13 protein-coding genes are annotated in these 23,925 nt (G+C 59.7%); 7 read left to right on the plus strand and 6 right to left on the minus strand.

The annotated features are described in order from the left end of the window. Nucleotides 1–105: 105 nt before the first annotated feature. On the minus strand, nt 106–4,524 hold the full coding sequence (locus H9S92_RS15640) for a T9SS type A sorting domain-containing protein (protein ID WP_187467631.1): 4,419 nt from the start codon (nt 4,522–4,524) through the stop codon (nt 106–108). A 411-nt stretch (nt 4,525–4,935) separates the two neighbouring features. Continuing rightward, nucleotides 4,936–7,296, minus strand: a complete 2,361-nt coding sequence (rnr, locus tag H9S92_RS15645) for a ribonuclease R (RefSeq protein ID WP_187467632.1) — start codon at nt 7,294–7,296, stop codon at nt 4,936–4,938. A gap of 234 nt (nt 7,297–7,530) precedes the next feature. Between rnr and H9S92_RS15650 the strand changes: the two genes are divergently transcribed. Next, nucleotides 7,531–8,820: an NAD(P)/FAD-dependent oxidoreductase gene (locus H9S92_RS15650; RefSeq protein WP_187467633.1), complete on the plus strand. Its 1,290-nt coding sequence runs from the start codon at nt 7,531–7,533 to the stop codon at nt 8,818–8,820. A gap of 202 nt (nt 8,821–9,022) precedes the next feature. On the opposite strand, the gene H9S92_RS15655 is transcribed toward H9S92_RS15650, so the two are convergent. Both H9S92_RS15655 and H9S92_RS15660 read right to left on the minus strand, forming a co-directional pair. Next, nucleotides 9,023–9,796, minus strand: a complete 774-nt coding sequence (locus H9S92_RS15655) for a TIGR02757 family protein (protein WP_320055168.1) — start codon at nt 9,794–9,796, stop codon at nt 9,023–9,025. A gap of 227 nt (nt 9,797–10,023) precedes the next feature. Further along, nucleotides 10,024–11,391 carry a gluconokinase gene (locus H9S92_RS15660; RefSeq protein WP_187467634.1) on the minus strand — a complete coding sequence of 456 codons (1,368 nt, stop codon included), beginning with the start codon at nt 11,389–11,391 and terminating at the stop codon, nt 10,024–10,026. A gap of 143 nt (nt 11,392–11,534) precedes the next feature. Between H9S92_RS15660 and H9S92_RS15665 the strand changes: the two genes are divergently transcribed. After that, the gene (locus tag H9S92_RS15665) at nt 11,535–14,330 is read left to right on the plus strand and encodes an alpha/beta hydrolase family protein (RefSeq protein WP_187467635.1); all 2,796 of its coding nucleotides are present in this window, start codon (nt 11,535–11,537) and stop codon (nt 14,328–14,330) included. A 234-nt stretch (nt 14,331–14,564) separates the two neighbouring features. On the opposite strand, the gene H9S92_RS15670 is transcribed toward H9S92_RS15665, so the two are convergent. Further along, entirely contained in the window at nt 14,565–15,347 is a 783-nt protein-coding gene (locus H9S92_RS15670) for a biotin--[acetyl-CoA-carboxylase] ligase (RefSeq protein ID WP_187467636.1), read from the minus strand. Nucleotides 15,348–15,532: 185 nt separating this feature from the next. On the opposite strand from H9S92_RS15670, the gene rsfS reads away from it, so the two are divergent. After that, nucleotides 15,533–15,925: a ribosome silencing factor gene (gene rsfS, locus H9S92_RS15675; RefSeq protein ID WP_246463919.1), complete on the plus strand. Its 393-nt coding sequence runs from the start codon at nt 15,533–15,535 to the stop codon at nt 15,923–15,925. A gap of 70 nt (nt 15,926–15,995) precedes the next feature. Beyond that, complete coding sequence (gene ftsH / locus H9S92_RS15680; RefSeq protein WP_187467637.1) at nt 15,996–17,993, plus strand: ATP-dependent zinc metalloprotease FtsH; 1,998 nt, start codon at nt 15,996–15,998, stop codon at nt 17,991–17,993. 525 nt (nt 17,994–18,518) lie between these two features. On the opposite strand, the gene H9S92_RS15685 is transcribed toward ftsH, so the two are convergent. Beyond that, entirely contained in the window at nt 18,519–19,781 is a 1,263-nt protein-coding gene (locus H9S92_RS15685) for an O-antigen ligase family protein (RefSeq protein ID WP_187467638.1), read from the minus strand. A gap of 198 nt (nt 19,782–19,979) precedes the next feature. Between H9S92_RS15685 and H9S92_RS15690 the strand changes: the two genes are divergently transcribed. The 3 genes from H9S92_RS15690 (at nt 19,980) to H9S92_RS15700 (ending at nt 23,805) form a co-directional block, all read left to right on the plus strand. Then, complete coding sequence (locus H9S92_RS15690) at nt 19,980–21,056, plus strand: phenylalanine--tRNA ligase subunit alpha (protein WP_187467639.1); 1,077 nt, start codon at nt 19,980–19,982, stop codon at nt 21,054–21,056. A gap of 198 nt (nt 21,057–21,254) precedes the next feature. Continuing rightward, nucleotides 21,255–22,211 (plus strand): magnesium transporter CorA family protein, encoded by a 957-nt coding sequence (locus tag H9S92_RS15695; RefSeq protein WP_187467640.1) that lies wholly within the window; start codon nt 21,255–21,257, stop codon nt 22,209–22,211. Between the two features lie 64 nt (nt 22,212–22,275). Then, on the plus strand, nt 22,276–23,805 hold the full coding sequence (locus tag H9S92_RS15700; RefSeq protein ID WP_187467641.1) for a GH3 family domain-containing protein: 1,530 nt from the start codon (nt 22,276–22,278) through the stop codon (nt 23,803–23,805). Nucleotides 23,806–23,925 lie beyond the last annotated feature (120 nt).

Below are 23,925 nucleotides of genomic sequence, written 5' to 3' on the forward strand. Positions count from 1 at the left end.
CTCAGGCCAGCACCGGACCCGGAGCAGCAAACGGCCTCTTTTACAAAGCGCTGTCTGCCGCACCGGGCCCGGGTTAATCCGCATCGGCCACCTAACCGGCAACGTTTATTGCACAATCATTTTCCGGGTAGCCGTAAAGTCGCCGGCCCGCAGGGTGTAGGTAAAGACACCAGCCGCGCCCAATTCTGCCCGGAATACTGTCACCTGGTTTTCGCCGGCACTTAGCTCCAGCGTGCGTTGGCTGACCACCTTGCCCGTAAGATCCCGGATGGTCAGTTCACCCGCGCCGCCCGTCTCCGCGCGGAAGCGAATGACGGTGGATTCTTTTACCGGGTTAGGGACGTTTTGCAGCAGCGCCGCAGGGGCCTCCGTCTCCGGCGCATCGCCAAAGTCAATGGCCAGGCCCTGGTGCTGGCCAGCGGCAGTGTAGCCCTCGGCGTACACCACTTCACTGTTCACGGAAAGGACCTCCCGCAGCGTCACGTTGCGTTCCGCCACTACCGTCACCCGCAGCAAAGGCAAAGCCGTAGCCAGGCCGTCCGGCGTATGGAAACTAAAGGGTATCATTCCCCGGCCCAGGTAGGCGGGGTTGACGTTGCCCGCCTCCAATTGTCCGTAGTCCAGGCCGGTAATCCGGACGCCCTCGCCAAAAACGAAGGTACCCTGTACACCTGCCAGACCGGCCGTTGCACCAGCTTCCAGTGCGATTTCGTAGGTGTTACCAGCCATCATCGCAATGTTTTCAGCCGCAAACGCCCGTTCTCCAGCCACACCCCGCGGACGACGGATACCGTCTCCACTGGCGTCTCCTACCATGATGGCAATCAAGTCGGCATCCCGGACGTTGGCGGCCAGGTTGTTGACGTTGACCACTTCAGGGAAGTTGGTAGCCCAGGGGTTCTGCGCCACGGGGAATACAAATCCAGCATCCACAAAACGGTAGGCCGTATTGTCGTTGTAGCTGTCGTCCAGGCCCAGGATGAGGCGACGGATGGCAATGATGTCCTGCACCGTAATCTCCTCATCGTTGTTCGCATCCGCCGCCAGACGACGGTAGGGCGAGCCCAGATCCTCCAGTCCCAGTATGTGGCGGGTGATCAACACAAGGTCAAAAGTGGAAATGCCCTGACTGTGGTTGATGTAGTCATCGAAGAAGGCGTCGACCGTAAAGTCGCGGCCCACTACCAGCCCATCAAAAACGTAGCGCCCTTGCCCGTCGCTCAGGGTGGCCAGGTTTTCAATCTCCCCGGTAAGGGTCAGTTCCACGCCCCCTACTGCAACTCCGTTTTCGGAGAGAATGGTGCCACCAATGGAACTGCGGTTCTCCTCCAAACAGGCGTTCTCGGCCCGCTGGACAAGAACGAATACCGCGCAGTAGTCAGCCCGCCCCAGTGGGTCGAAGGCGTAAACCCGCACGGGAACCGTAGCGTCGCTTTCACAGTCCAGAAGGATGCCGTCGCGGCCCGCCACGGGAGTGAATCCGGCTTCGTTGGCCTCTGCTTCTGTGTAGATAGAATAAGTTACGGTGCCGGAGCAGTCTTCGACTTCGCTGGCAATGAAGTCGGTAGCCCAGATGGCGGCGTTGCCCCCACCCTCACCGTTTGGCATAAGGGTGACGGTAAGCTGGCCGATGCAGATGGGCGTGGGCGCTTTAGCGTCTTCTACGCAGAATTCGATAACTTCCACGTCGACATTGCCACATCCGTCGGTACCGCGTACCCGGATGGCGTGGCTGCCCGTGGGCACATTGGCCAGGGTCACCGTGTAGTCACCCTCGCCGTTGTCGCTGACTTCACCGGGCAACAACAGGCGGGTGCGGTCAAAACCTGCACTCAGTTCGTAGTCCAGGTCCAGTTCAATCCGGAAGCCCAGTTGCTCCTGGGCCGTACACTCGTCGGTCAATTCAAAACGCAGGACGACATCGCCGGTGCAGTTGGCCCCGAGGGCTTCAAAGCAGGTCTCCTGATTGTTTTCCGTAATCGTGGGCGCTTCCTCGTCGTAAATCTTTACGTACTGAATGTAGCGGAAGGCACCCCGGCTGTTATCGACGCCGTAGGTGAAATTGTCGTTGTTGTCGTTGCCGTTGTGGTCATCCGTTCCATCGTTGTCGTTGCCATCATCCACCGGCCAGGTAAAGCCATTGTTGTTGCGGATGGCATCAGCATCCAGAACGGCGGTGTCGTCCGTCGTAGTGGTCAGGCTGCGGGGCAGGAGATGCAGGAAGGTGCGTTCGCGGAGGTTGTTGTCTCCGTCAAAATCCCGTGGGAGGAGGTAGGGCTGCCCAAAAGTGTTGTATTCGCACCAGTTAATGACCAGGTACTCGATGCGCAGTTTGTAGCATTCGTCTACCGTGCTTTCCAGCGTATCGGTGCTGACCTCCGTCGTGATCAGATCACAGGCGCTACGGATGACTTCTACTCCGCCGATGTTTGGCGTCATACGGCAGAAGGCCTCCGTATCCCCGGGGAAACTGATAATGTAGTCGTGCACGGCGCTGACCGTAATCCGCTGCTGGCAAATCTGTAGGTTGGTAAAACCCTCCCCATCGGTTGCGGTGAAGGTCCGGGTGAAAGTACCTACCCCACAACTGTTGATGCCTCCGGTGATGGTTTGGGTGAGGGTCACCTCACAGTTGTCTTCGCCGGCTGCCGTGCCAAAGGCCGCGTCGAGTTCTTCGTCGCTGGCTTCCTGGATGATGGCGGGCAGGCCAACCGCTTCGTACGCCTGGCAGGTCAGGAAAACAGGGGCGGGTGGCGTACACGTGGGGGCCAGCTTGTCTTCCACCAGCACGCTGAGCCAGCAGTAGTTTACGTTGCCCGCAGCGTCGGTCGCCCGCAGGCCCACCAATACTTCGCCGAGATCGGCACAGGTCACCTCAATCCGCTGGCCGTAGCTCGCTCCTGCCAGCAGTTGGTAAGTGCCGTTGGCGTTTTGCCGTACCCGCCCGATGGCGAGTTGTACGCCCGAGCAATCATCGTAGCTGCCGTTGTCCAGCATCTCCGGGGTGAGCACCGCCAGGCCCAGACTGCCATCCCCAGTTTGGGATAAGCCTGCCGTAAGGCTGACGTTAAGCCCGTCTTCGCATACCGCAACGGGAGCCGTCCCGTCTATGATCCGGATGTCTACGTCCGTGAAGTCCCGGTTATCGCAATCATCCTGGTAAGTGTAGCGGATCACGTGGTTGCCCACGGGCAGGAGCGGAGAGATTTCCGCACCGACGTTGTTGAGGTTGAGAAAAACGGTGCCGATGCTGGGAGCATTGGTGTTACCGTTGGGGAAAATATCGGCACGCAGGGTCAGTGCTCCCGAACAGGCATCCACTAAGCGGATGCCCGGCATATCCAGGCGAATGTAGGCTCCACACTGGTTGCCAGCGTTGGTAACAAACTGCAGCGGTCCTACGTCGGGTAAACCATCGAAGTTGAGGTCTTGGGTAGGTGCCGTAAAGGTCGGGGGCGTAAAGTCCCCGATTTTGAGGATTTGCGTGAAGGTGCGGACGTCCTCGGGGGCACACCAGTCGATAACGGTGTACGTACGAATGACTTTGTAGGCCAGCGGGCAGGTAGGAATCACCGGCGAGTCTTCGTAAGTGAGGCCAAGGTTACAGAAGGTAGCCCCTTGTCCTAAAACCAGCGGAATCTGCGTGCCGTCCGGGCCGTTCAGGAAGGGAAGATCACCGGGCTGGGGGGCGGGAACATCCCCAAAGTCCAGTCCCAGGGCATTCAGTTCATCGCATTCGATGGTCACTACGTCGGGGATGTTCGAAACGTCGAGGTCATCCAGCGTGGGGCGAACGAAGGTGATGCTGTAACTGGCCACCGCCGGCGCATTTTCTTCACCGGAAGCGCTCGGGCAGCTGCCGTCGGTTGCCGTGAAGGTCCGCGTCAGTTCCACGTCGTTGCACAGCGGGTCCACGGAGGAGCGCGTAACGATGTCGTTAACGCAAACTTCCACGATTTCCGAACAGTTGTCCGTCACCTCGGGCAGGCCACCACCCGCCAGCAGACGCGCAAGCAGGGCCGGGTTGAGGGTGCCGGGAACGATGCTGTTGGTCCGGGTATTGACCGAATAACAGCGGTTAACCGTGTTGGCCAGTAGCCCCAGGTCGATGCCCTCGATCGCCGTACAGTAAAGCGGCCCGGCGGGAGCCGTGGGTACCGAGGTGAAGACGGGCGGGGTCTTGTCTTCGGCCACCACCGTCATCCAGCCCGTGGTGAAACCGGCAATTCCTTCGGCCGTAATAACTACCCGGAAGGTTCCGCAGTGGTCAATCACGGGCCCGTTGGAGGGGTCGCTGTCCTCCACCGTAATGGTGAAAGCATCGTAAGGAAGGTTGCCGTTGCCATCCGCGTCAAATTCTCCCACCAGAATTTCCTGGGGGATGACGGTGGCGTTGCAGAGATCGTCCAAAGTGATGTTTACGCTGGCAATGGTAACCAGGGCAACACTATCCGTTTGGGCCGCAAGGAGGTTGGTAAGTAGAAGCGCCAACCCAAGCACTAAAGTGCGTAGGATTTTTGTCATAAGATCACGATTCTTGAGATTACAGAAAAACAAAAACACTGTTACTCTTCTCTCAAAGCAGGGCGGCGGTGAACCGCAAAAACACAGGAACAATTTTATACGTCTCGCAAGAATTGGGAGCGATTCCCGCCCGGATATCCTGCCTGTAAGCGACAGAAACGCGGGCCAAGACGCGCGCTTCATTGCATTCAGGAGGGCAAATGAGGCCGTACAGCACTCACCTTTCCTTCACGAGGGACGTATCACCACTGAGTAACATCGAAAACAAAGATACAACACACAAACGTAACCCGCTGACTTTTAACATTGTCAAAAAGCCTTTCTTGTACGCGCACCCGGCCTGGCCCTGCCAAGCTGGGCAAATCAGGAATTGTAAATAAGCCAGATGCTGCCTGCCTGAATCGACCATCCCTATTTTTTGGGGCCACGGCGTTGCGGCCGTCCACCGGTAGCCGCCGGCGCCTTGGCACGCCTCGCTCCTCCACCGCGCTTTGCACCTGCGGCCGCGCCCTTCTCCGGCTTGGCGTGCTGATGGGCCGCTGCCTTGGTACGGGGAGTGCTTTTGGCAGCGGGTTTGGTGGCCGCCGGCCCGTGTTCGTGCGCGTGAAGGACCTCCACCAGGGCCATGTCGATGCGGCGGCGGGTGAGGTCAACGTCTTCGATGCGCACCCGCACACTGTCACCCATCTTGAGCTTTTTGCCACTCTTGCGGCCGGTGATGAAGAGCTTGCCCGCGCCGATGTCGTAGGGCTCGTCCATGTCGTCGTAAGAAATCATCCCCTCCACGTAGTTCTCGGTCAGCTCTACGAAGACGCCAAAGTCGGCCAGGCCATTGATCACGCCATCGAATTCTTTGCCGACATTATCGAGCATAAACTCGGTCTGCTTGTACTTGATGGATTCCCGCTCGGCCGTCACCGCCTTGCGTTCCTGGGCACTGATGTGCTTGCAAAGTTCCTCCAGCTTGAGCGGGTTGGTTTTGTAGAGGCTTCCCTTTTCCAGGTTGGCGAAGAGGATGCGGTGCACCAAAACATCGGCGTAGCGGCGGATGGGACTCGTGAAGTGGGTATAGTTAGCGAAGGCCAGGCCATAGTGGCCAATGTTCTGGGTGGTGTAGACCGCCTTGGCCATCGTGCGGATGGCGATGGGCGAGAGCATCTTTACCAGCGGGTCTTCGGCAGCTTTGCTCAACAGGGCATTATAGCTTTTGGCAATGCTCTGCGGCGAACGCAGGTCCATCTCGTAGCCCAGCGCCTCCGCAAATCGCGCCAACTCCTGTACCTTATCGAAGTCCGGCTCATCGTGAACGCGGAAAACGAAGGGGATGACCTCCCGCAGGCTTTCCGCCTTTTCGACCATGAAGGTGGCCACCTCGCGGTTGGCCAGCAGCATGAAGTCTTCGATGAGCATATTGGTATCGATGCGCTCCTTGATGTACACTTCCAGCGGCGTGCCGTCTTCGGCCAGGCGGAAGCGGACTTCGTTGGTCGCAAAGTCGATGGAACCTTCTTTGAAGCGCTTCTTGCGCAGCGTCCGGGCAATCTGGTCCAGCAAAACGAGTTCCTCCCGGAAGTCTCCCTCGCCCGTATCGAGCACTTCCTGCGCCTCTTCGTAGGTGAAGCGGCGATCGCTATGGGTTACGGTGCGGCCAAACCAGCGTTTGCGGATCTGGTGGGTTTTGGGGTCGAGGGTGAATACGGCGCTGAAGGTCAGCTTATCCTCGTGGGGACGCAGCGAACACAATTCGTTGCTGATGCGCTCGGGCAGCATCGGGCACACGCGGTCTACGAGGTAAACGCTCGTGGTGCGCGCCGCCGCTTCTTTATCGAGGGCGCTGCCGGGCCGGACGTAGTGGCTGACGTCGGCGATGTGGACGCCAACCTCAATTTGTCCGTTTTCGAGCATCTGGATGGAGAGGGCGTCATCGAAATCTTTAGCCGTCAGGGGGTCGATGGTGAAAGTGGTCACCTCCCGCATATCACGGCGGATGTTGATCTCCTGGGGGCTGATGTTGGCGGGCAGGGCCTCGCTTTCGCGAACGACGTCTTCGGGGAAGGTGATCTGGAAACCGTTATTGATCAAAATGCTCTGCATTTCAATCTCGCTGCTGCCTTCGGCTCCGAGCACGGCGGTGATCGTCCCGCTCAGTTGGCCGAAACGGTTGGGGGTCCAGTCGTCAATCCGGACGACCACTTTATCGTCTTTCTGTCCGCCGAGCATTTCGGCGCGGTGAACGGCAACGGCCAGTTTGTGGCCGCCGGGCTGTTCCACTACTACTTCGGCGTATTTGGGGTACTCCATGAGCGTACCGACGAAGTGAGTTACGCTGCGCTCCAGTACTTCCACCACTTCGCCTTCCGGCTTGCGGCGGCGCGGAGGCGTCCAGTAGCGGACCTTCACTTTGTCGCCGTCCTGGGCGTTGCTCAGGCGGCGGGCGGGCACGAAGATGTCGTTGTCGTCCCCTTCAATAACGATGTAGGCATCGCCCGTACGGGTCAGGTCAACGCGGCCTTCGGCGTAGTCGGAGCTTTGCTTTTCACTGAAGTCGCGGGCCAATTGGTATTTGAAGTTGTCGGTGGCGCGGACTTTCCCGTCCGCTTCCAGTTGCACCAGAGCGGCCAAGGCGCTATCGACGCTGTTTTTGACCTTGAGTTTGCGGATGAGTTGTTTGGGATTGAACTGCTTGCGGTCGTCGTGCTGGAGTTCTTTGAGAATGGCGCGCGCCAAGTCGCGGGCCTTGAGCTTAGTGCCCTTAATTTTTTGCTTAGACATTATTCAGGGTGTTGCAGCGCCCCATTGGCACTGGCCGCCAGTTCGGGCGGGCTTCTGGTTTAAGGTTATCATTCAGCTAAAGGAACGGCGGACAAAGACGAAAAGTTTTCCCGTCCGTTCACCGGGCAGCAAATCGTCATTGGAAGGTCATATTTTTTTGCGCGGACGCAGGTGCCGGGGGTGGGGAACAAAAGCGGGGGAAGGCCAGTGGGCCCAAAGCCGTACCTTCGCTCCATGCCCTCTCCCTACCAACCAACGAACATTGCCATCATCGGTGCTGGCCCCGCCGGTGCGGCCACGGCCCTGCGCCTGTCTTACCTGGGTATCCCGTGCGTACTGATCGATAAAGCAGGCTTCCCCCGCGACAAAATTTGCGGAGATGCGCTGAGCGGAAAGGTCCCTACCCTGCTCAATCGCCTGGACCCGGCGATCATGGACCGTTTCCGGCAGCGCTTCCGGCCGGTCGATGTTTGGGGCATCCGCTTTTATCCCCCGTCTAAAAAACTGATCGAGTTGCCTTTCAAGGTGGGCTACGAGCGCATCCCCGACGAGGCTCCCGGCTACGTTGCCAAGCGCCTCGATTTCGACGCTTTCCTGATCGAGGAAGTTCGCCGCCGCCCCAACATCGAGCTCCACCTCAACACCGAGATCAGCAGCTACGAAAAAACGCCCACCGGCTACCGCATCCAGGCCAAAGACGGTGGCCCCGCCTGGGAGTGTCGCCTGCTGATCGACGCCAGCGGTGCCCACAGCCGCTTCAGCCGCAAGGAAGCCGGGCAGGAGGTAGACCACGACCACTACGCCGCCGCCGTACGCGCCTACTACCGGGGCGTTACCGGCTTTCACCCCGATAACTTCATCGAACTGCACTTTCTGGAGAAGTACAACCCAGGCTACTTCTGGATTTTCCCCCTGCCCGGTGGCCAGGCCAACGTGGGGCTCGGCATGCGGTCCGACATTGTCAAGAAGAAAAAAATCAACCTCCGCGAAGCCCTCGATGAAATCATTGCTTCGCCGGATTTTGCCCCCCGCTTCGCCAACGCCGAACAGATTGATCCCACCGCAGGCTACGGCCTTCCCCTCGGCTCGAAAGAGCGCACCCTTTCCGGAGACAACTACCTGCTGACGGGAGACGCCGGCCACCTCATTGACCCCCTCACCGGCGAAGGCATCGGCAACGCCACCTACTCCGGTTTCATCGCCGCAGAACTGGCCGAAAAATGCCTGGCCGAAAATCGCTTCGACGCCGCCTTCCTGGCTGCGTACGACGTGCGCATCGCCCGGGTGTTGCGCACCGAGTTGCGCCTGAGCTACCGCATGCAGCAAATCATGCAAATAAAATGGCTGACAAATTTGCTCACCGGCATCGTCGCAGCCAACCCTAAGGTCATTGAAGTACTCTGTAGGATGTACACGGACTTCGAATTGCGCAAACAAATCGTAAAACCGCTCTTCTGGTGGAAACTATTTAGGGCAAAAACCGGAAAAATGCCCCTGCCGGAAACCGTGGAAGCCGAACGTTAAGCCTTTTTTAACACTTTCCAGGAGAAAATTAATGGGAAAAACGTAACAAATGGCTGGCCATCGGAGTTAAAGAGAAAGTTGATTAAGTTTCATATACTAGTGAGTGTAAAGTGAGCCTCCGGCCCTGTATGATGGGCCAGGAGGTTCTTTTTTTTGTGCACTATCTCCATTTTTTGGGTATAATTATTGCCTCGCTTCTTTTTCAGGCCAAACCTTCTACCCCCATCCCGAACAGGGCAAAGTCGTACTTACACGGGTCTTCGGCGTCAAAGCGGCGCACGGCAGCGGTCAGTTCCAGCACCGCCTGCCAGTCGTTTTGCTTGCGCCGGAGGAGTTTTAGTTTGCGGGCAACACGCTCTACGTGGACATCCAGCGGAAGGCAGAGCTGGGCCGGCCGGATGCGTTTCCAATCCCCGAAATCCACGCCGTTGGCATCCTGGCGGACCATCCAGCGCAGGAACATGCACAGGCGTTTGCAGCGGGATTTCCGGGCGGGGGTAGCTACGTGCTTGCGGGTGCGCAAGGGGGCGTCGGGCAAGCTGAAAAAAAGATGGTGAAAGCCCAGCAGGGCGGGCTCGATGGTCTGGTCTTCGGGCCGCAGGTGGCGGGCAAAGGCATCTTCCAGAGAGAGATGCCGTTGGTAGTACCACTGCAGGAAATCCAGGAAATAATCGGTGTCGACGTGCGTAAAAGTCCGGTGTTTCCAATTGGCGAAGCGGGCGCGGTCTTCCGGGCGGTGCTCCAGGATAAACTGGTGGGGTGCACCGTCCATCAGTTCCAGCAGTTGTGCTCCCTTCTCGATGATGGTGGCCCGGCGGCCCCAGGCGAGGGTGGCAACCAGAAAGGCAGCGATCTCCCGGTCGAGGGGGTCGCTGAAGGCGTGGACCAGCCCGATGGGGTCGTTGGCAATGAAGTCGCGCTGGTTGAAGCGGTCGTGGTAGCGGTTGAGTAGATCGGCAGTGGCGCTGATGGTAATATAAGGTTGTGGGCAGTGAGTAAGTTAACGTCAGGTTGGGGGTATGCAACGTAGATATTCGCTGATTTTCGGATGCTTAGATCGCAACGCTTTTTGGGTTCGGTAGTTTTGTAGTTCGGTAGCGGGGCATTGTACACTACCGAACTACAGTACTACCGAACTGCTTGCTAAAGGCCGTTGAAGACCAATTAGTTGTGATGATCGCGAGGGCTCAACCCCACGTTAAATTAAATCTCCTTGAGGCTGGCGAGGTCTCCCGTACCCAGCCGGGCGATGAGGGCGGCGCCGTAGGCGCTGGCCTGGGGTGCATCGGCGACGGCCGTTGGCCGTCCGGAGCGTTCGGCCAGCAGGTCCATCCAGGCGGGGCTTTGGGTGATGCCGCCGCTGACGTGCAGGCGGTGGGGGGTACCGACGGCGGCCTCCAGTTGACGGAGGATGGCCAGCAGGTTGTCGGTGACCCCCTCCAGCACCGCGCGGGCCAGGTGACGGTGATCGTGAAAACCCCGCAGGCCTTGCAGGCTGGCCGTGGCACTGGCGTCCCAGATGGGTGCGCGCTCGCCGTAAAGGTAGGGGAGGAAGGCAGGGCTGTCTTCCCGCGCTACGCTGAGGCCGGCGTTGATGAACTCGCCCACGGAAGTGAAATGCCCGACGAGCAATTCCTGCCAGAATTCCAGGGCTTTGCCGCCGTTGTTAGAGGCACCACCCACGACGTAGTAATCGTCCAGCATCCGGTAGTTAAACAGCCCGTGGGCGGGGTCGATGCGCGCCTGGCGGTGGGTGGCGCGCACCGCAGCACTGGTGCCCACGGTGATGGCCACTTCTTCCGGCGAAAGCAAGCCGCTGCCGAGGTTGGCCAAAACACCGTCGGAGCCCCCCAGGAAAAGGGGTACGCCGGAAAGACCCAGTCGATCGGCCACCTCCGGCAACCAGGTCAGCTGGTGGGTGGCCGGGCGAACGGTGGGCAAGCGGGGTTCATCTTTGGTGTACGCCCCCGGGGCGGTGGCGGCGGCCAGGGCCAGGGCTGACCACTCGCCCGCAACACTGTCGTAGAGGCCGGTAGCAGACGCCAGTTGTTCGTCCAGCACCGCCTGGCCCGTCCAGGCACTCGTGAGGATTTCTTTGATCCCGCGCACGTAGCGGGCTTCGGCAAACAGCCCGGGATCGTGGAGGCGCAGCCAGCGGTATTTGACCAACGGCGACATGGGGTGTACCGGCGTCCCCGTACACCGCAGCAACTCGCGGCGCTGGGCGGGGGAAAAGTCGGCCATCACCACCTCGGCGCGGGTATCGGCCCAGGTGATGATCTCGGTCAGTGGCCTTTCCTGTTCATCCAGCAGAAAGATGCCGTGCATGGGGCAACTCAGGCCCACGCCGCCTGGAGTGCCGGGGCTTTCCCGAATCAAATCTTGCAGCGCCTGCTCGGCCGCCTTCAGCAGGAGAGCGGGATCCTGGATGGCTGCACCGGGCGAGGGATGCTCCAGGGGGTAGGCCTGGTTGGTGTTGTGCAGCAGCTGCCCCCTGCGGTCGAAAGCACAGGCTTTGACGGAGGTAGTGCCGAGATCAAGACCAATAAAATAGTCAGCAGAACTTGCCATGGGGCGCTAAGGTCGGGCGAATAATCCTCCTCTGGGGCCGCCGGGGGTGATTTTTTGCGGGAGTGACGCGCAGGCTGCGGGGTTTAAATCCTGCGCTCCTTCTGCGGGAACCTTATCTTGCGGGCTGACAACAATTGCCCGCCATGCCAAAATCTTTGCTCCCGCTCGTCCTCGCCCTGCTCTTCGGTGGCCTGCCCTGCACCTGCGTCCGCGCCCAGCAAGCTGCTCTCCCCGGCAAAAAAGCCATCACCGTAGAAGACATGCAAGCGTGGAAACAGATTGAAAACGAAGTGCTGAGCGCCGACGGGAGCTACGTCCTTTACACCCTGCAAGCCGACGTTGGCGACCCCGTGGCGGTACTCTACCACCCCGCCAGCAAAGCGGAACGCCGCATCCCCCGCCTGCACCAGGCGCGGCTCAACTACGAGGGCACCCATCTGATCGGCCTGCTGAAGCCCTCGCTGGAAAAAACGCGCAGCATCAAGCTCAGCGAGAAGAAAAAAGCCAAAGAGAAGCTGGCGGAGATGGATAGCCTCCTCGTCTGGAAACTCGGCGAAGCCACCCCCACCATCATCCCCCACGTCTACAACTTCAAAACGGGCGAACGTTGGGGGACGGACTACGCTTACACCACCACGTCGGCCCTGCCCGACAGCCTGCGCAAGGGGCTCGACAAAGACGCCAAGCGCCTGGTGGTGCGCAGCTACACCACCCAAGACAGCTTCTACCTGGAGGGCGTACTGGGCTACGTCCTGGCCCGCGACCAACCCATGGTACTGGCCCACCAGGCCGCCAAAGACAGCAGCTGGCAGGAAGGCGTACTCTACCTCGACACCCGCACCCTGCCCTGGAAGGCCCTCCAGGCCGGCGGGGGCAGCTACACCGGCCTGGCCCTGAGCCACGACGGGCTGCAAGCCGCTTTTCTGAGCGCCGAAAAAGACAGCAAGGACCCCCAAAAACCCTTTCATCTCCACCACTGGCGGCAGGGAAGCGCGGCTACGAAGGTCAGCGCCGACCCCGGCGCGTGGCTGCCCTCCGGCTACCGCATCAGCGACGACCGTACGCCTTACTTCAGCGATAACGGAGACTACCTCTACTTCGGCACCACCCCCCGCCGCCCCGAGCGGGATACGACCCTGCTGGACGACGAAGTGGCCGACGTGGAAGTCTGGCGCACGGAAGATCCCAGGCTATATACCCAGGAGAACGTCCGGCTCAAAGAAGAACAAAAACGGACCTACCTGGCCGTCTACCGCACCAAAACCGGCGGTGCCCTCGAACTGGCTACGCCCGAGCGGCCCTACGAATACCTGCCCCGGGGTGGCAATGGCCCGTACGCGCTGGTGTACGATGACCGGCCCTACGCCAAGTCATCCACCTGGGAAGGTTTTCCCAGCGCCCGCAATACCACCCTCATCAACCTGGCCAATGGCCAGCGGCAGGCGATGCTGGACGGTGAGCTCACCCCCGTCCGCTGGCTCGAAGGCGGGCAATATTTGGTGTGGTACAACCCCACCGATACGACCTGGAACAGCTTCGACCCCGCTACCGGCCAGGCCCACGTACTGACCACCAACGCCACCGGCATTTTCTACGACGAGCGCAATGACCAGCCCGCCCACCCCGATGACTACGGCTACGCCGGCACCCTGCGCGGCGGGAAGGCTTTTTTAGTTTACGACCGTTACGACCTCTGGCAACTCGACCCCAGCGGTAAAAGCGCCGCCCGGCGACTGACCAGGGGCCGCGAAGCAGGGCAGACCTACCGCCTGCAAGACCTCGACCCCGAAAATCACTACGTTGACCCCGCCGTGCGCCAACTCGTCAGCGTTTTTTACCAGGACACCTACCACGGAGGCTTCGGCTGGCTCAATTTTAGTGACGGAAAAGTCAGCATCCTGCAATCCGGCCCCAAAAGCTACGGCAGTTTCACGAAGGCGCGCCTGGCCGACCGCTACCTCTACACCCAGGGAGACTTCCGTGAATTCCCCGACCTGCGCTATACCGCCGACCTGGGTAAAGCGGCCCCCACCATCTCCCGCGCCAACCCCCAGCAGGAAGACTTTGCCTGGGGTACCGCCGAACGCTACCAGTGGATCGATAACCAGGGCCGGACGCTGAGCGGCATCCTGGTTAAGCCCGACGGCTTTGACCCTACCAAGCAGTACCCGCTGCTCGTCAACTACTACGAACGCAGCAGCGAGAGTGTGTACAGCCACCGCACGCCCGTGCCCGGGCGCTCGTCCATCAACTACGCCCACTACGTCAGCAAAGGCTACCTCATTTTCAATCCTGACGTCATTTATCGCGTAGGTTACCCAGGGGAGAGTGCTTACGACTGTGTGATGAGCGGCGTGACCAGCCTGCTTGGCGAGGGCTTTGTAGACCGGAAACGCATCGGGATGCAGGGGCACAGCTGGGGGGGCTACCAGGCGGCTTACCTGGTAACCAAAACCGACCTTTTTGCCGCAGTGGAAGCGGGCGCACCGGTGGTGAACATGTTCTCGGCCTACGGCGGCATCCGCTGGGGTACGGGCGTTAGCCGGCAGTTCCAGTACGAACGCACGCAGAGCCGCATCGGCGGCAGCCCTTGGGAGTACCCGCTGCGGTACCTCGAAAACAGTCCCTTGTTCACCACCGACAAGATCAACACACCGCTGCTCATCCTGCACAACGACGCCGACGGGGCCGTGCCCTGGTACCAGGGCATTGAGTGGTTTACGGCCCTGCGCCGCCTGGGCAAACCCGCCTGGATGCTCAATTACCGCGGAGAGCCCCACTGGCCGGTAAAAGCGCCCAATCGCGCCGACTTCCAGACCCGCATGGCCCAGTTCTTTGACTACTATCTTCAGGACGCTCCCATGCCAAAGTGGATGGCCGAGGGGGTCAGTCCCATCGAACGCGGCATCGAGCAGAACCTGGAGCTGGAAGAGAAGTAGGGCGCGGCCGCAGGTGCGGGGAAAGGAGTAAGGGAGCAAAGGGGGAAAGGAGTAAAGGAAGAAAGGGGGAAAGAGGAGCCTTCTCCACTTTACCACTAAATCCCTAAACACTGTTCATCTGAGTGTGTCTGGTTTTTGCCCAGACCCGGAGAGTCGCCCAGTGTAGCGAGGGGGTTTTATCCCCTCGTCTTCGTTTGTAAATGGGGGACACACTTAGATGAACAGTCTCAATCCCTACAAAAAAAGCAATTGCTGTAGGGAGAAGGCCTTTTCGGTGCCATCCTCCAGGCCCAGGCGGAGTTGGCCAGCGGCATCGACGCCCAGGATGGTGCCTTGGAAGGATTGGCCGGTGGCGACTTCGCGATAATGGGCCGCTACGTTCAGGCGGTAAAGTAGGTGGTGGTACTGGTCTCCCAGCGCGGCGAGCTGATCCGGGGCGGTGCGGGCGTAGGATGCGCTCAGGGCTTGCCAGAGCTGAGTGGCAACGGCTTCGCGGTCGTGGGCCCGACGGGTCAGGATTTGGAGGGAAGTGGCGGAGGCCGCCAATTCGGCAGGAAAAGCTGCCTCATTGACGTTCAGGCCGATCCCGAGGACCGACCAGGCCAGCTGGTTGCCGCGCAGGCCATTCTGGACGAGGATACCGGCAATTTTCTGTTGGCCGACGTACACATCGTTGGGCCATTTCAGGCGCACGGCGTCTTGCCATTCGGCTGGCAGGAAGGCCTGTACGGTATGGGCCACGGCGATGCCGGCCAACTGGTTGAGGGCGAAAAGGGCGTGCAGGGGCAGGTGGCTGGGGTAGGCCACGATGCTGACCGTGAGGTTGGCACCGGGGGTGGCGTGCCAGTGCTTACCGCCCTGTCCGCGGCCCTGCGACTGTCCTTCCGCCCAAAACACGGCCCCCGGCTCCGGCCATTCGCCGGCATTGATGGCCCGGATGGCCGCCGCATTGGTGCTGTCTACGGAATCAAAGCGGTAGGAAACTTTAGGAAATAGCTGAATGTTAGCGTAAGACAAAAGCGGGCAATTGAAAGATTCCAGCGCCGTGCTTCCCCCCTTGAGGAGCCTACGCGCAAAGTGGAGGAGTTACTTGAACCAATGCGGTTTTGAGTATATTTACTGCGCAAGGTAACCTTCGCCCCCTTGACGTCGTTCTTAAAGGGAACGATTTTTGCTACTAATGTTTCAGCTAAATTATTGATTTGAATACGTCCGTAAAACGCGCTCCGCAGGCTGCATCGAAAACGATGGAAGTCCGCCTGGAGCTGATCCTGGAAAGCATCCAGGACATCAAAGGAAAGAAGTCGGTGCGCATTGACCTGCGTAAGTTGGAAGACCGCCCTGCCGACTATTTTTTCATCTGCGAGGGGGACTCCTCCACGCAGGTAAGTGCCATCGCTGCCAACGTCCAAAAACGGATGAAGCACGAGCTCGGGGAACTCCCCAAGGCCGCCTCCGGTGGACGGCAGGCCAATTGGGTGTGCCTGGACTACTTCGACATTGTAGTCCACATCTTCCACCCCGACACCCGTAAGTTCTACCAATTGGAAGACTTGTGGAGCGACGGAATCTTCAAGGCCTTTGATAACCCCTGATTTGTCATTAGCCTAAATACCGCACGGTTCCACCCAACGAAATGGGAGATCGTACGTTAGCCTTAATCATATGAGTACGAACAATCAAGATAACAAGCCCGAAGCTGGCGGCCCCAAGTTCCAAAGTTACTGGCTCTACGCCATCATGTCTTTGGTACTCCTGGCTCTGGTCATCTCGAGCCTGGGAACGGGGTCTACGCCGGAAATCGACAAGACCCGGCTCTACCAGATGCTGGAAGACCGCGGGGCGATCGTGAAGATCGACCTCGTCAACGGCCGCACGGCGGAGATTTACATCGACGATGCCAAAAAAGGCGAAGGTGGCCCCTACCAGGACGCTGCCGCCAAGGGCCTGGGTGGCGCGGGTTACGACTACCTGTTGCAGGTATCCGACGCCGGCGTGTTTTCCGACTTCCTCAAAGAGGCGCAAGACAACCTCGAGATCCCCTTTAAGGAGCGGGTGCGGGTTAACCCCGTCAACCGCACCAACTACCTGGGGGAAGCGTTGCAGTGGCTGTTGCCTTTGGGGATCATCATCCTGATCTGGGTCTTCCTGATGCGCCGCATCGGCGGAGGCGCGGGCGGCCCCGGCGGGCAGATTTTCAACATCGGCAAATCGAAAGCGACGCTCTTTGACCAAAACAGCAAGGTGAACATCACCTTTGCCGACGTCGCCGGCCTGGACGAAGCGAAGGAAGAAGTCATCGAGGTGGTCGACTTCCTGAAAAACCCCAAAAAATACACCGCCCTCGGGGGCAAAATCCCCAAAGGTGTCCTCCTGGTAGGCCCTCCCGGCACGGGTAAAACCCTGCTGGCCAAAGCCGTGGCCGGTGAGGCGGGCGTTCCCTTCTTCACCATGTCGGGCTCCGACTTCGTCGAAATGTTCGTCGGGGTAGGTGCCAGCCGCGTGCGGGACTTGTTCAAGCAGGCCCGCGAAAAAGCTCCCTGTATCATCTTCATCGATGAGATCGACGCCATTGGCCGCGCCCGCGGCAAAGGCAACATGCAGGGCGGCAACGACGAGCGGGAAAATACCCTGAACCAGTTGCTGGTGGAGATGGACGGCTTCAGCACTGACAAGGGCGTCATCCTGATGGCGGCCACCAACCGACCGGATGTCTTAGATAGTGCCCTGCTGCGCCCCGGCCGTTTTGACCGGCAGATCGGCATTGACAACCCGGACCTGAAGGGCCGCGAAGCCATCTTTAAGGTTCACCTCAAAACCATCAAGATCGACCCCAACACGGTGGATGCTTTTACGCTGGCGGAAATGACGCCCGGTTTTGCGGGTGCCGACATTGCCAACATCTGTAACGAGGCGGCTTTGATTGCTGCCCGTCGCAACCAGGACAGTGTCACGCTGGACGACTTCAACTACGCCCTCGATAAAGTGATTGGCGGCCTGGAGAAGAAGAACAAGCTGATCCACCCCGACGAGAAAAAGATCATCGCCTACCACGAAGCGGGCCACGCCATCTGTGGTTGGTACCTGGAGCACGCCAGTCCGCTGGTGAAAGTCACCATTGTCCCCCGCGGCGTAGCTGCCCTGGGTTACGCACAGTACCTGCCTAAGGAGCAGTACATCACCCGCACCGAACAGATGCTGGACATGATGTGCATGACCTTCGGAGGCCGGGCGGCGGAGCAGGTGGTGTTTAGCAAAATCAGCACGGGTGCCCAGAATGACCTGGACAAGGTGACTAAGATGGCTTATGACATGACTACCGTTTACGGGATGAACCCCGAGGTGGGACAGGTGAGCTTCTACGGCATGAGCCGTGATTCCTACACCCGTCCCTACTCCGATGAAACGGCCACGCTGATTGACACCCAGGTGCGCATCATGCTCGATCAGCAGTACCAACGGGCCATTGACCTCCTGACGGAAAAGCGGGAGCAAATGGAGTTGCTGGCTACGGAGTTGCTGGATAAAGAGGTGCTGAGCCGCAAAGACCTGGAAAGGCTGATCGGCCCCCGCCCCCACGATACCGAAGTAGAGCCCCAGGAGTGGGCTGGCGTGATCGACAATGCCCACGACCCGAACAGCAATGGTGTAGTGACGCCGTAGGGCTATTTTCCGCTAACTGCGCGTGAGCCGTTGACGCAGCCTACACCAAAACCGGCCCAGGGATACTCCTTGGGCCGGTTTTTTTTAGCCGATTTACACTGTCGCTTCCCCACGCCGCTGCTCCGTCGACACCTCCGATGAGCCCCAGCACTGACTAAGGTCTGGTGCAGGGTACGCATCGGAGGAGCGCCGGAACAGCTGAAGATTTTACGTAGGAGGGGCGCTGCGCTGACGAATGAAATCGGGTCAGCGCTTCAAGCAATGCACCAAAAACTTAGTGGGCCGTAGGTAAATAAGTGGTTCAATAAACCGGGGCAGGGGCTGGGTGGGGCTAAAGCCGCGACAATACTTACCAAGACTCCAGGCAACTTCATGCTTAACTCCAGGTAACTCCATGGGCAAAATAAGGACCGCAGATCCAAATAGTCGGGCTGAAGCCGCGACAATACCTTGGGGACCTTCGGTCTGGGGAGTCGGGCTGAAGCCGCGACAATACCTTGGGGACCTTCGGTCTGGGGAGTCGGGCTAAAGCCGCGACAATACCTTAGGCGCAACAACGGGGTGGGCAGCGGGCAGCGCCAGCAGCAAAAAGACGCAGAACATGGAGACCCCAGCGGAGGTCTCCAGGGTATTTTCCACCTGGCAGCTCAGGAAAAAGAGCGTCCATACCGCCAGGAAGACGGGTGCCTTCCGGCGGATACCGACGGCGGCGAGTAGGAGAAAACTGCCCAGCGTGAGCAAGCCGCCCAGCAGGCCACTACCCGCCAGGGCGCTGATGAACTGGTTGTGGGGTCTTTTGGCTTCGGCCCCGGGCAGGGCGGAGGCGTAGCGGCGGTCCATCTCCTGGCGGAGGTTGCCCGGGCCGACGCCCAGCCAGGGGTGGTCTTGCCAAACCTGGAGGCCGAGGCGGAGGCTGGTGAGGCGGCCCTGGTCGCTGTACGCCCCCGTATCTGCGGTAGGATCGCGGTGCAGCAATTCGTAGCGGGCGTAGTTGAGTTTGGTGCGCAGGGAGGGGATGGTGAGATAGGCAAGCGCAGGTAAGAGCAGCAGCCCCAGCAGGGCAGCAAGCGCCGGCCACCAGGTGCCGCGCTCCCAGGCCAGGGCCATTGCCAGTACGGCCAGCCCACCGTATGCGCCGGCCAGTCCGCTGCGGACCGCCAAAAAGTGTTGTCCGGCGAAGAGAAACAGGCCCAGCCCCAGCCAAAGCCAGCGACTTCCCCCGGCCCGCAGGCGGTAGGCGGCAACGCTGAAGAGCGTCGCCAGCGCCACCAGCAGACTGAAGCGGACGTGGTTGCGGGGGACGGGCATGGCCTGCCCCCGTTCGATCATCCCGTTGATTTCGTCAAAATGCAGGGCGTAGTTGATCAGTACGGCGGCGAGAACGGCGGCCAGGAAAAGGACGAAGCCGCCGAAGATCCAGCCCCGTTGTTGCGCCGTGAAGTCGGGCAAGCCGGGCCAGACGAGCGGCAGGGCCAGCAAAGGAATCTTGATGCGCAGGCGTTCGGTGTAGTAGGGCCAGTCTTCCGTTTGCCAAAAACCCAGGAGCAGTACCAAATACAGGAGGGACATTCCCCAGAAAAACGGCGAACGCAGCGTTGCGGGCAGGCGCTTTCGCCACTGGGGGTTCAGGCCGGCCAGCGGATCGAGCAGGCCGAGCACGACCAAGCCAATGAGGCCAACCGAAAGAAAAGGGGGAGAAAAGACCAGTCCAAAGGCCACCCCGGCCAGCATCAGCAGGCTCAGGTACAGGCGGGCCAACTCGGTATGATCGCGGGAGAAAAGCGGCATGGGCGGGTAAGTACGGGGGGTAAAGGACGGGCTTTTTCAGGGGATACCACGGAGGGAGACTTCCGTTGCTCCCTTCTTCCGTTCCCTGCACCTGCGGCCGCGCCCAAAAAGGGACCACCGTGGAAAAAAATGCGCAAAGCCAGCAGAATCTTTGGCGGGGGCGGTGGAGAAAGGTGCTTCATCCTATCTTTGCGCCCTATGACAAACCAGGCATTCGAAAAAGTACGGGAATTGATGCGGGAAATGGAGGCAGCGACGGCGGCGACGCCCGAAGCCGTGGAGGCCTTTCGCATCCGTTACCTCGGCACCAAGAACGTGCTCAAGCCCCTGATGGGCGAAATGCGCAACCTGACGAACGAGGAAAAACCCGCCTTCGGGCAGTTGGTCAACGAAGCTAAGGACCTGGCCCAGGCCAAATTTGACGCCCTGCACGCCGCCACCCAGGAGCAGGCGGGCGCGGGGGCGGGCGCGGACCTGGACCTGAGTGCTCCGGCCGAACCGCTGCCCCTGGGCAGCCGCCACCCCGTTGCCCTGACGATGCGCCGCATCGTCGCCATCTTCGAACGCATCGGTTTTACCGTCGCCGAGGGGCCCGAGGTAGAAGACGACTGGCACAACTTCAGCGCCATGAACACGCCCGAAGACCACCCGGCGCGCGACATGCAAGACACCTTTTACGTTGGCGAAGGCCTGCCTGCGGGCCCTCCCCCACCCCACGGTGGTGCGGGTGCGGCCATGCTGCTGCGTACGCACACCAGCCCCGTTCAGGCCCGCACGATGGAGAGCCAGCAGCCGCCCATCCGCATCATTGCGCCGGGGCGGGTGTACCGCAACGAGACGATCAGCGCCCGCAGCCACGCCCAATTTCACCAGGTGGAAGGGCTTTACGTGGCCGAAAAAGTGAGCTTTGCCGACATGAAAGCCACCCTGCTGCACTTCGCCCGCGAGATGTACGGCGACCAGACGCGCATCCGCCTGCGGCCCAGCTACTTCCCCTTCACCGAGCCGAGCGCGGAGATGGACATCTGGTGGGGACTGGAAACCGAACACGACCACCGCATCACCAAGGGCACGGGCTGGCTCGAAATCCTCGGCTGCGGCATGGTGGACCCCCAGGTACTGAGCAACTGCGGCATCGACCCCGAAAAATACACCGGGTACGCCTTTGGCATGGGCATTGAGCGGCAGGCCATGCTGCTTTACAACATCACCGACATCCGCCTGCTCTTCGAAAACGACGTCCGCTTTTTGCGGCAGTTCCGCAGCGTACTGTAAAACCGTAGGGCGCGGCCGCAGGTGCTCCCCCCCAACCCCCCGAAGGGGGGAGTAGGGACAAAGGAGCGGAGGAAGCCCACCCACCCCAAACGGGGGAGCTGGCCCGCTGGCAAAATTCCCCTGGCTTTTTTTGCGGGGATTCCGGCCGACTGGGTTAGCGGGCCTTACCTTCGCCACCGCGCACCAAAGCCATCTGCCATGATCAGCTACCATGCCTACCGAAATGGCCGTTTGGAAACCGTGGAAACCTGGGAGTCGGGTTGTTGGATCCAGCTGCGGCCCCCTTTTGCCGCCGATGAACTGGCCAACATCTCCAAGGAATACGATTTTCACATCGACTTCCTGACGGACCCGCTGGATACCGACGAACGCTCGCGCTACGAGCGGGAAGACGAAACGCGCCTGATTGTGATCAACACCCCGGTGCTGAGCCAAGCGGAAGGGGATAACGATGGCATTTACATTACCGTGCCGGTTGGTCTCATTCTTCAGGAAGAGCACATCATCACCATCACTGCTTCGGAGAGCCACCCGGTGCTGCGGCTCTTCGAGGAAAACAAAGTGAAAAACGTCAACCCCGCCAACCGGCCCAACTTTGTCCTGCGCATCTTTGAGCACACCGTTTACCGCTACCTCACCTGCCTGAAGCGCCTCAACGTCAAGCGCAACCTCATCGAAAAAGAGCTGTACGACAGCAGCAGGAACCGGGAGCTCAAGCAACTGCTCAGCATTGAGAAATCGCTCGTCTACTTCATCAACGCCCTCAATGGCAACGAACTGCTGAAGATGAAAATGAAGCGCACGGACTTCCTGGGCATCCGCCACGATGAAGACCTCAGTGACCTTTTTGAGGACATCATTGTCGACAACGGGCAGGCATTGGAAATGGCCAACATCTACACCAACATCCTCAATGGGACGATGGACGCCTACGGTTCCATCATCTCGAACAATCTCAACATCACCATCCAGCGGCTGACGATGATTACGATTGTGCTGACCGTTCCGATGGTCATCGCCTCGTTTTTTGGGATGAACGTTTTGGTGCCTTTTCAGGAAAGCCAGCATCCGGCGGCTTTTACGGGGATCATCGCGCTTTCGATGCTGCTCAGCTTTGCGGTAATCTTTTATTTCCGGAAGAAGAAGATGTTTTAATGGTGGGCAAACACCGCTCGTAGCGGAGGGGTTAGAGGGGGTGTAAATCACTCGCCCTTCCCCCATGGCCTTTTTCGGACAAATCATCAAAACCCTGCTGGAAACCAAGCATGCCCTGCTGCCCCACGAGCCCTCCGACCCGGTGGAAGCCCAGGAGCGACAGCTGCGCAAACTGCTGGAGACGGCGAAAAACACGGCCTTTGGTAAGTTCTACAACTTTTCCGGCTTGTTGGAAGCGGACGACATCCGCCAGGCCTACGCCGCCGCAGTGCCCATCCACGACTACGATGCGCTGAACGAGCGCTGGTGGAAACAGCAACGCCGCACGCCCGACATCACCTGGCCGGGAAAACCCGATTTTTTTGCCCTCAGCAGCGGCACCACCGGCAAAAAAAGCAAACGCATCCCCGTCACCACCGACATGCTGGCCTGCACCCAGGCGGTAGGCCGCGGCCAGGCGGAATGCCTGGCCAACTTCGACCTGCCGGCCGAGCTCTTCGAAAAAGACATCCTGATGCTCACCAGCTCCGCCGACCTCCACGAGAAAGACGGCTGGCGGGAAGGCGAAATCAGTGGCATCAACGTGAGCAACCTGCCCGATTTCATGGAGGGCTACTACAAGCCGGGCCTGGAAATTGCCAAGATTGCCGACTGGGACGAACGCGTGCAACGCATTGCCGAAGCGGCCCCGACCTGGGACGTGGGTGCCCTGGCGGGCATCCCCAGCTGGATGGTGATGATGCTCCGCAAGGTCATCGAGGTCAATCAGCTCAAGAATATCCACGAAATCTGGCCCAACCTGCAAGTGTATACCACCGGGGGCGTCGCCTTCGAACCCTACCGCAAAAGTTTCGAAGCCCTGCTGGCTCACCCCATCATCATCATGGATACCTACCTGGCCAGCGAAGGCTTTTTTGCCTTCAACGCCCGGCCCGGTACGATGTCGATGGAACTGGCCATGGACCACGGCATCTACTACGAATTTATCCCCCACACCAACGAGGGCTTCGACGCCACGGGCACCCTGCTGGAAAAACCCCGCGTCCTTGATTTCCGGGAGGTGGAGGAAGACAAAGACTATGCCCTGCTGGTGTCCACCCCGGCCGGCGCCTGGCGCTACATGATCGGGGACACCATAAAATTTACCGACAAGGCCAAAATGGAGATGGTCATCACGGGCCGGACCAAATACTGGCTCAACGTGGTAGGTTCCCAGCTCTCCGAGGAAAAGCTCAACGCCGCCATCCAGGCCCTGAACGATGCGCTGGACTGCGACGTCAAGGAATTTACCGTAGGGGCCATCGCCACGGAGGAGGGCGACGACTACCTCCACCAGTGGGTGCTGGGCATGGAAAAAGGCCAGGTCACGGAGGAGCAGGCCGCTGCCTTTCTGGATGAGCACCTGCAATCTGTCAACAAAAACTACCAGGTGGCCCGGAGTAAGGCCCTCCGGGGAGTGAAGGTAAAAATCACCAACGCGGATACCCTCTACCGCTTTCTGGAAAAAAAGAAACAGAAAGGCGGGCAGATCAAATTTCCAAAGGTGATGGCCGAGGAAGACCTGCGGGGCTTGCTCGCCTTTATGAAGGAGTAGCGGGCGGGCCGGTAGGGCAGGCAATATTTATCCTGTTCTGGTCATTCTTCCAGCAGAATGACGGCTTTTACGCTGGGCGGACAAATATTCTAAATCTTTTCCGCCCCAAAGCGTGGTGCA

The organism is Neolewinella lacunae, from assembly GCF_014349155.1.
Lineage (GTDB): Bacteria > Bacteroidota > Bacteroidia > Chitinophagales > Saprospiraceae > Neolewinella > Neolewinella lacunae.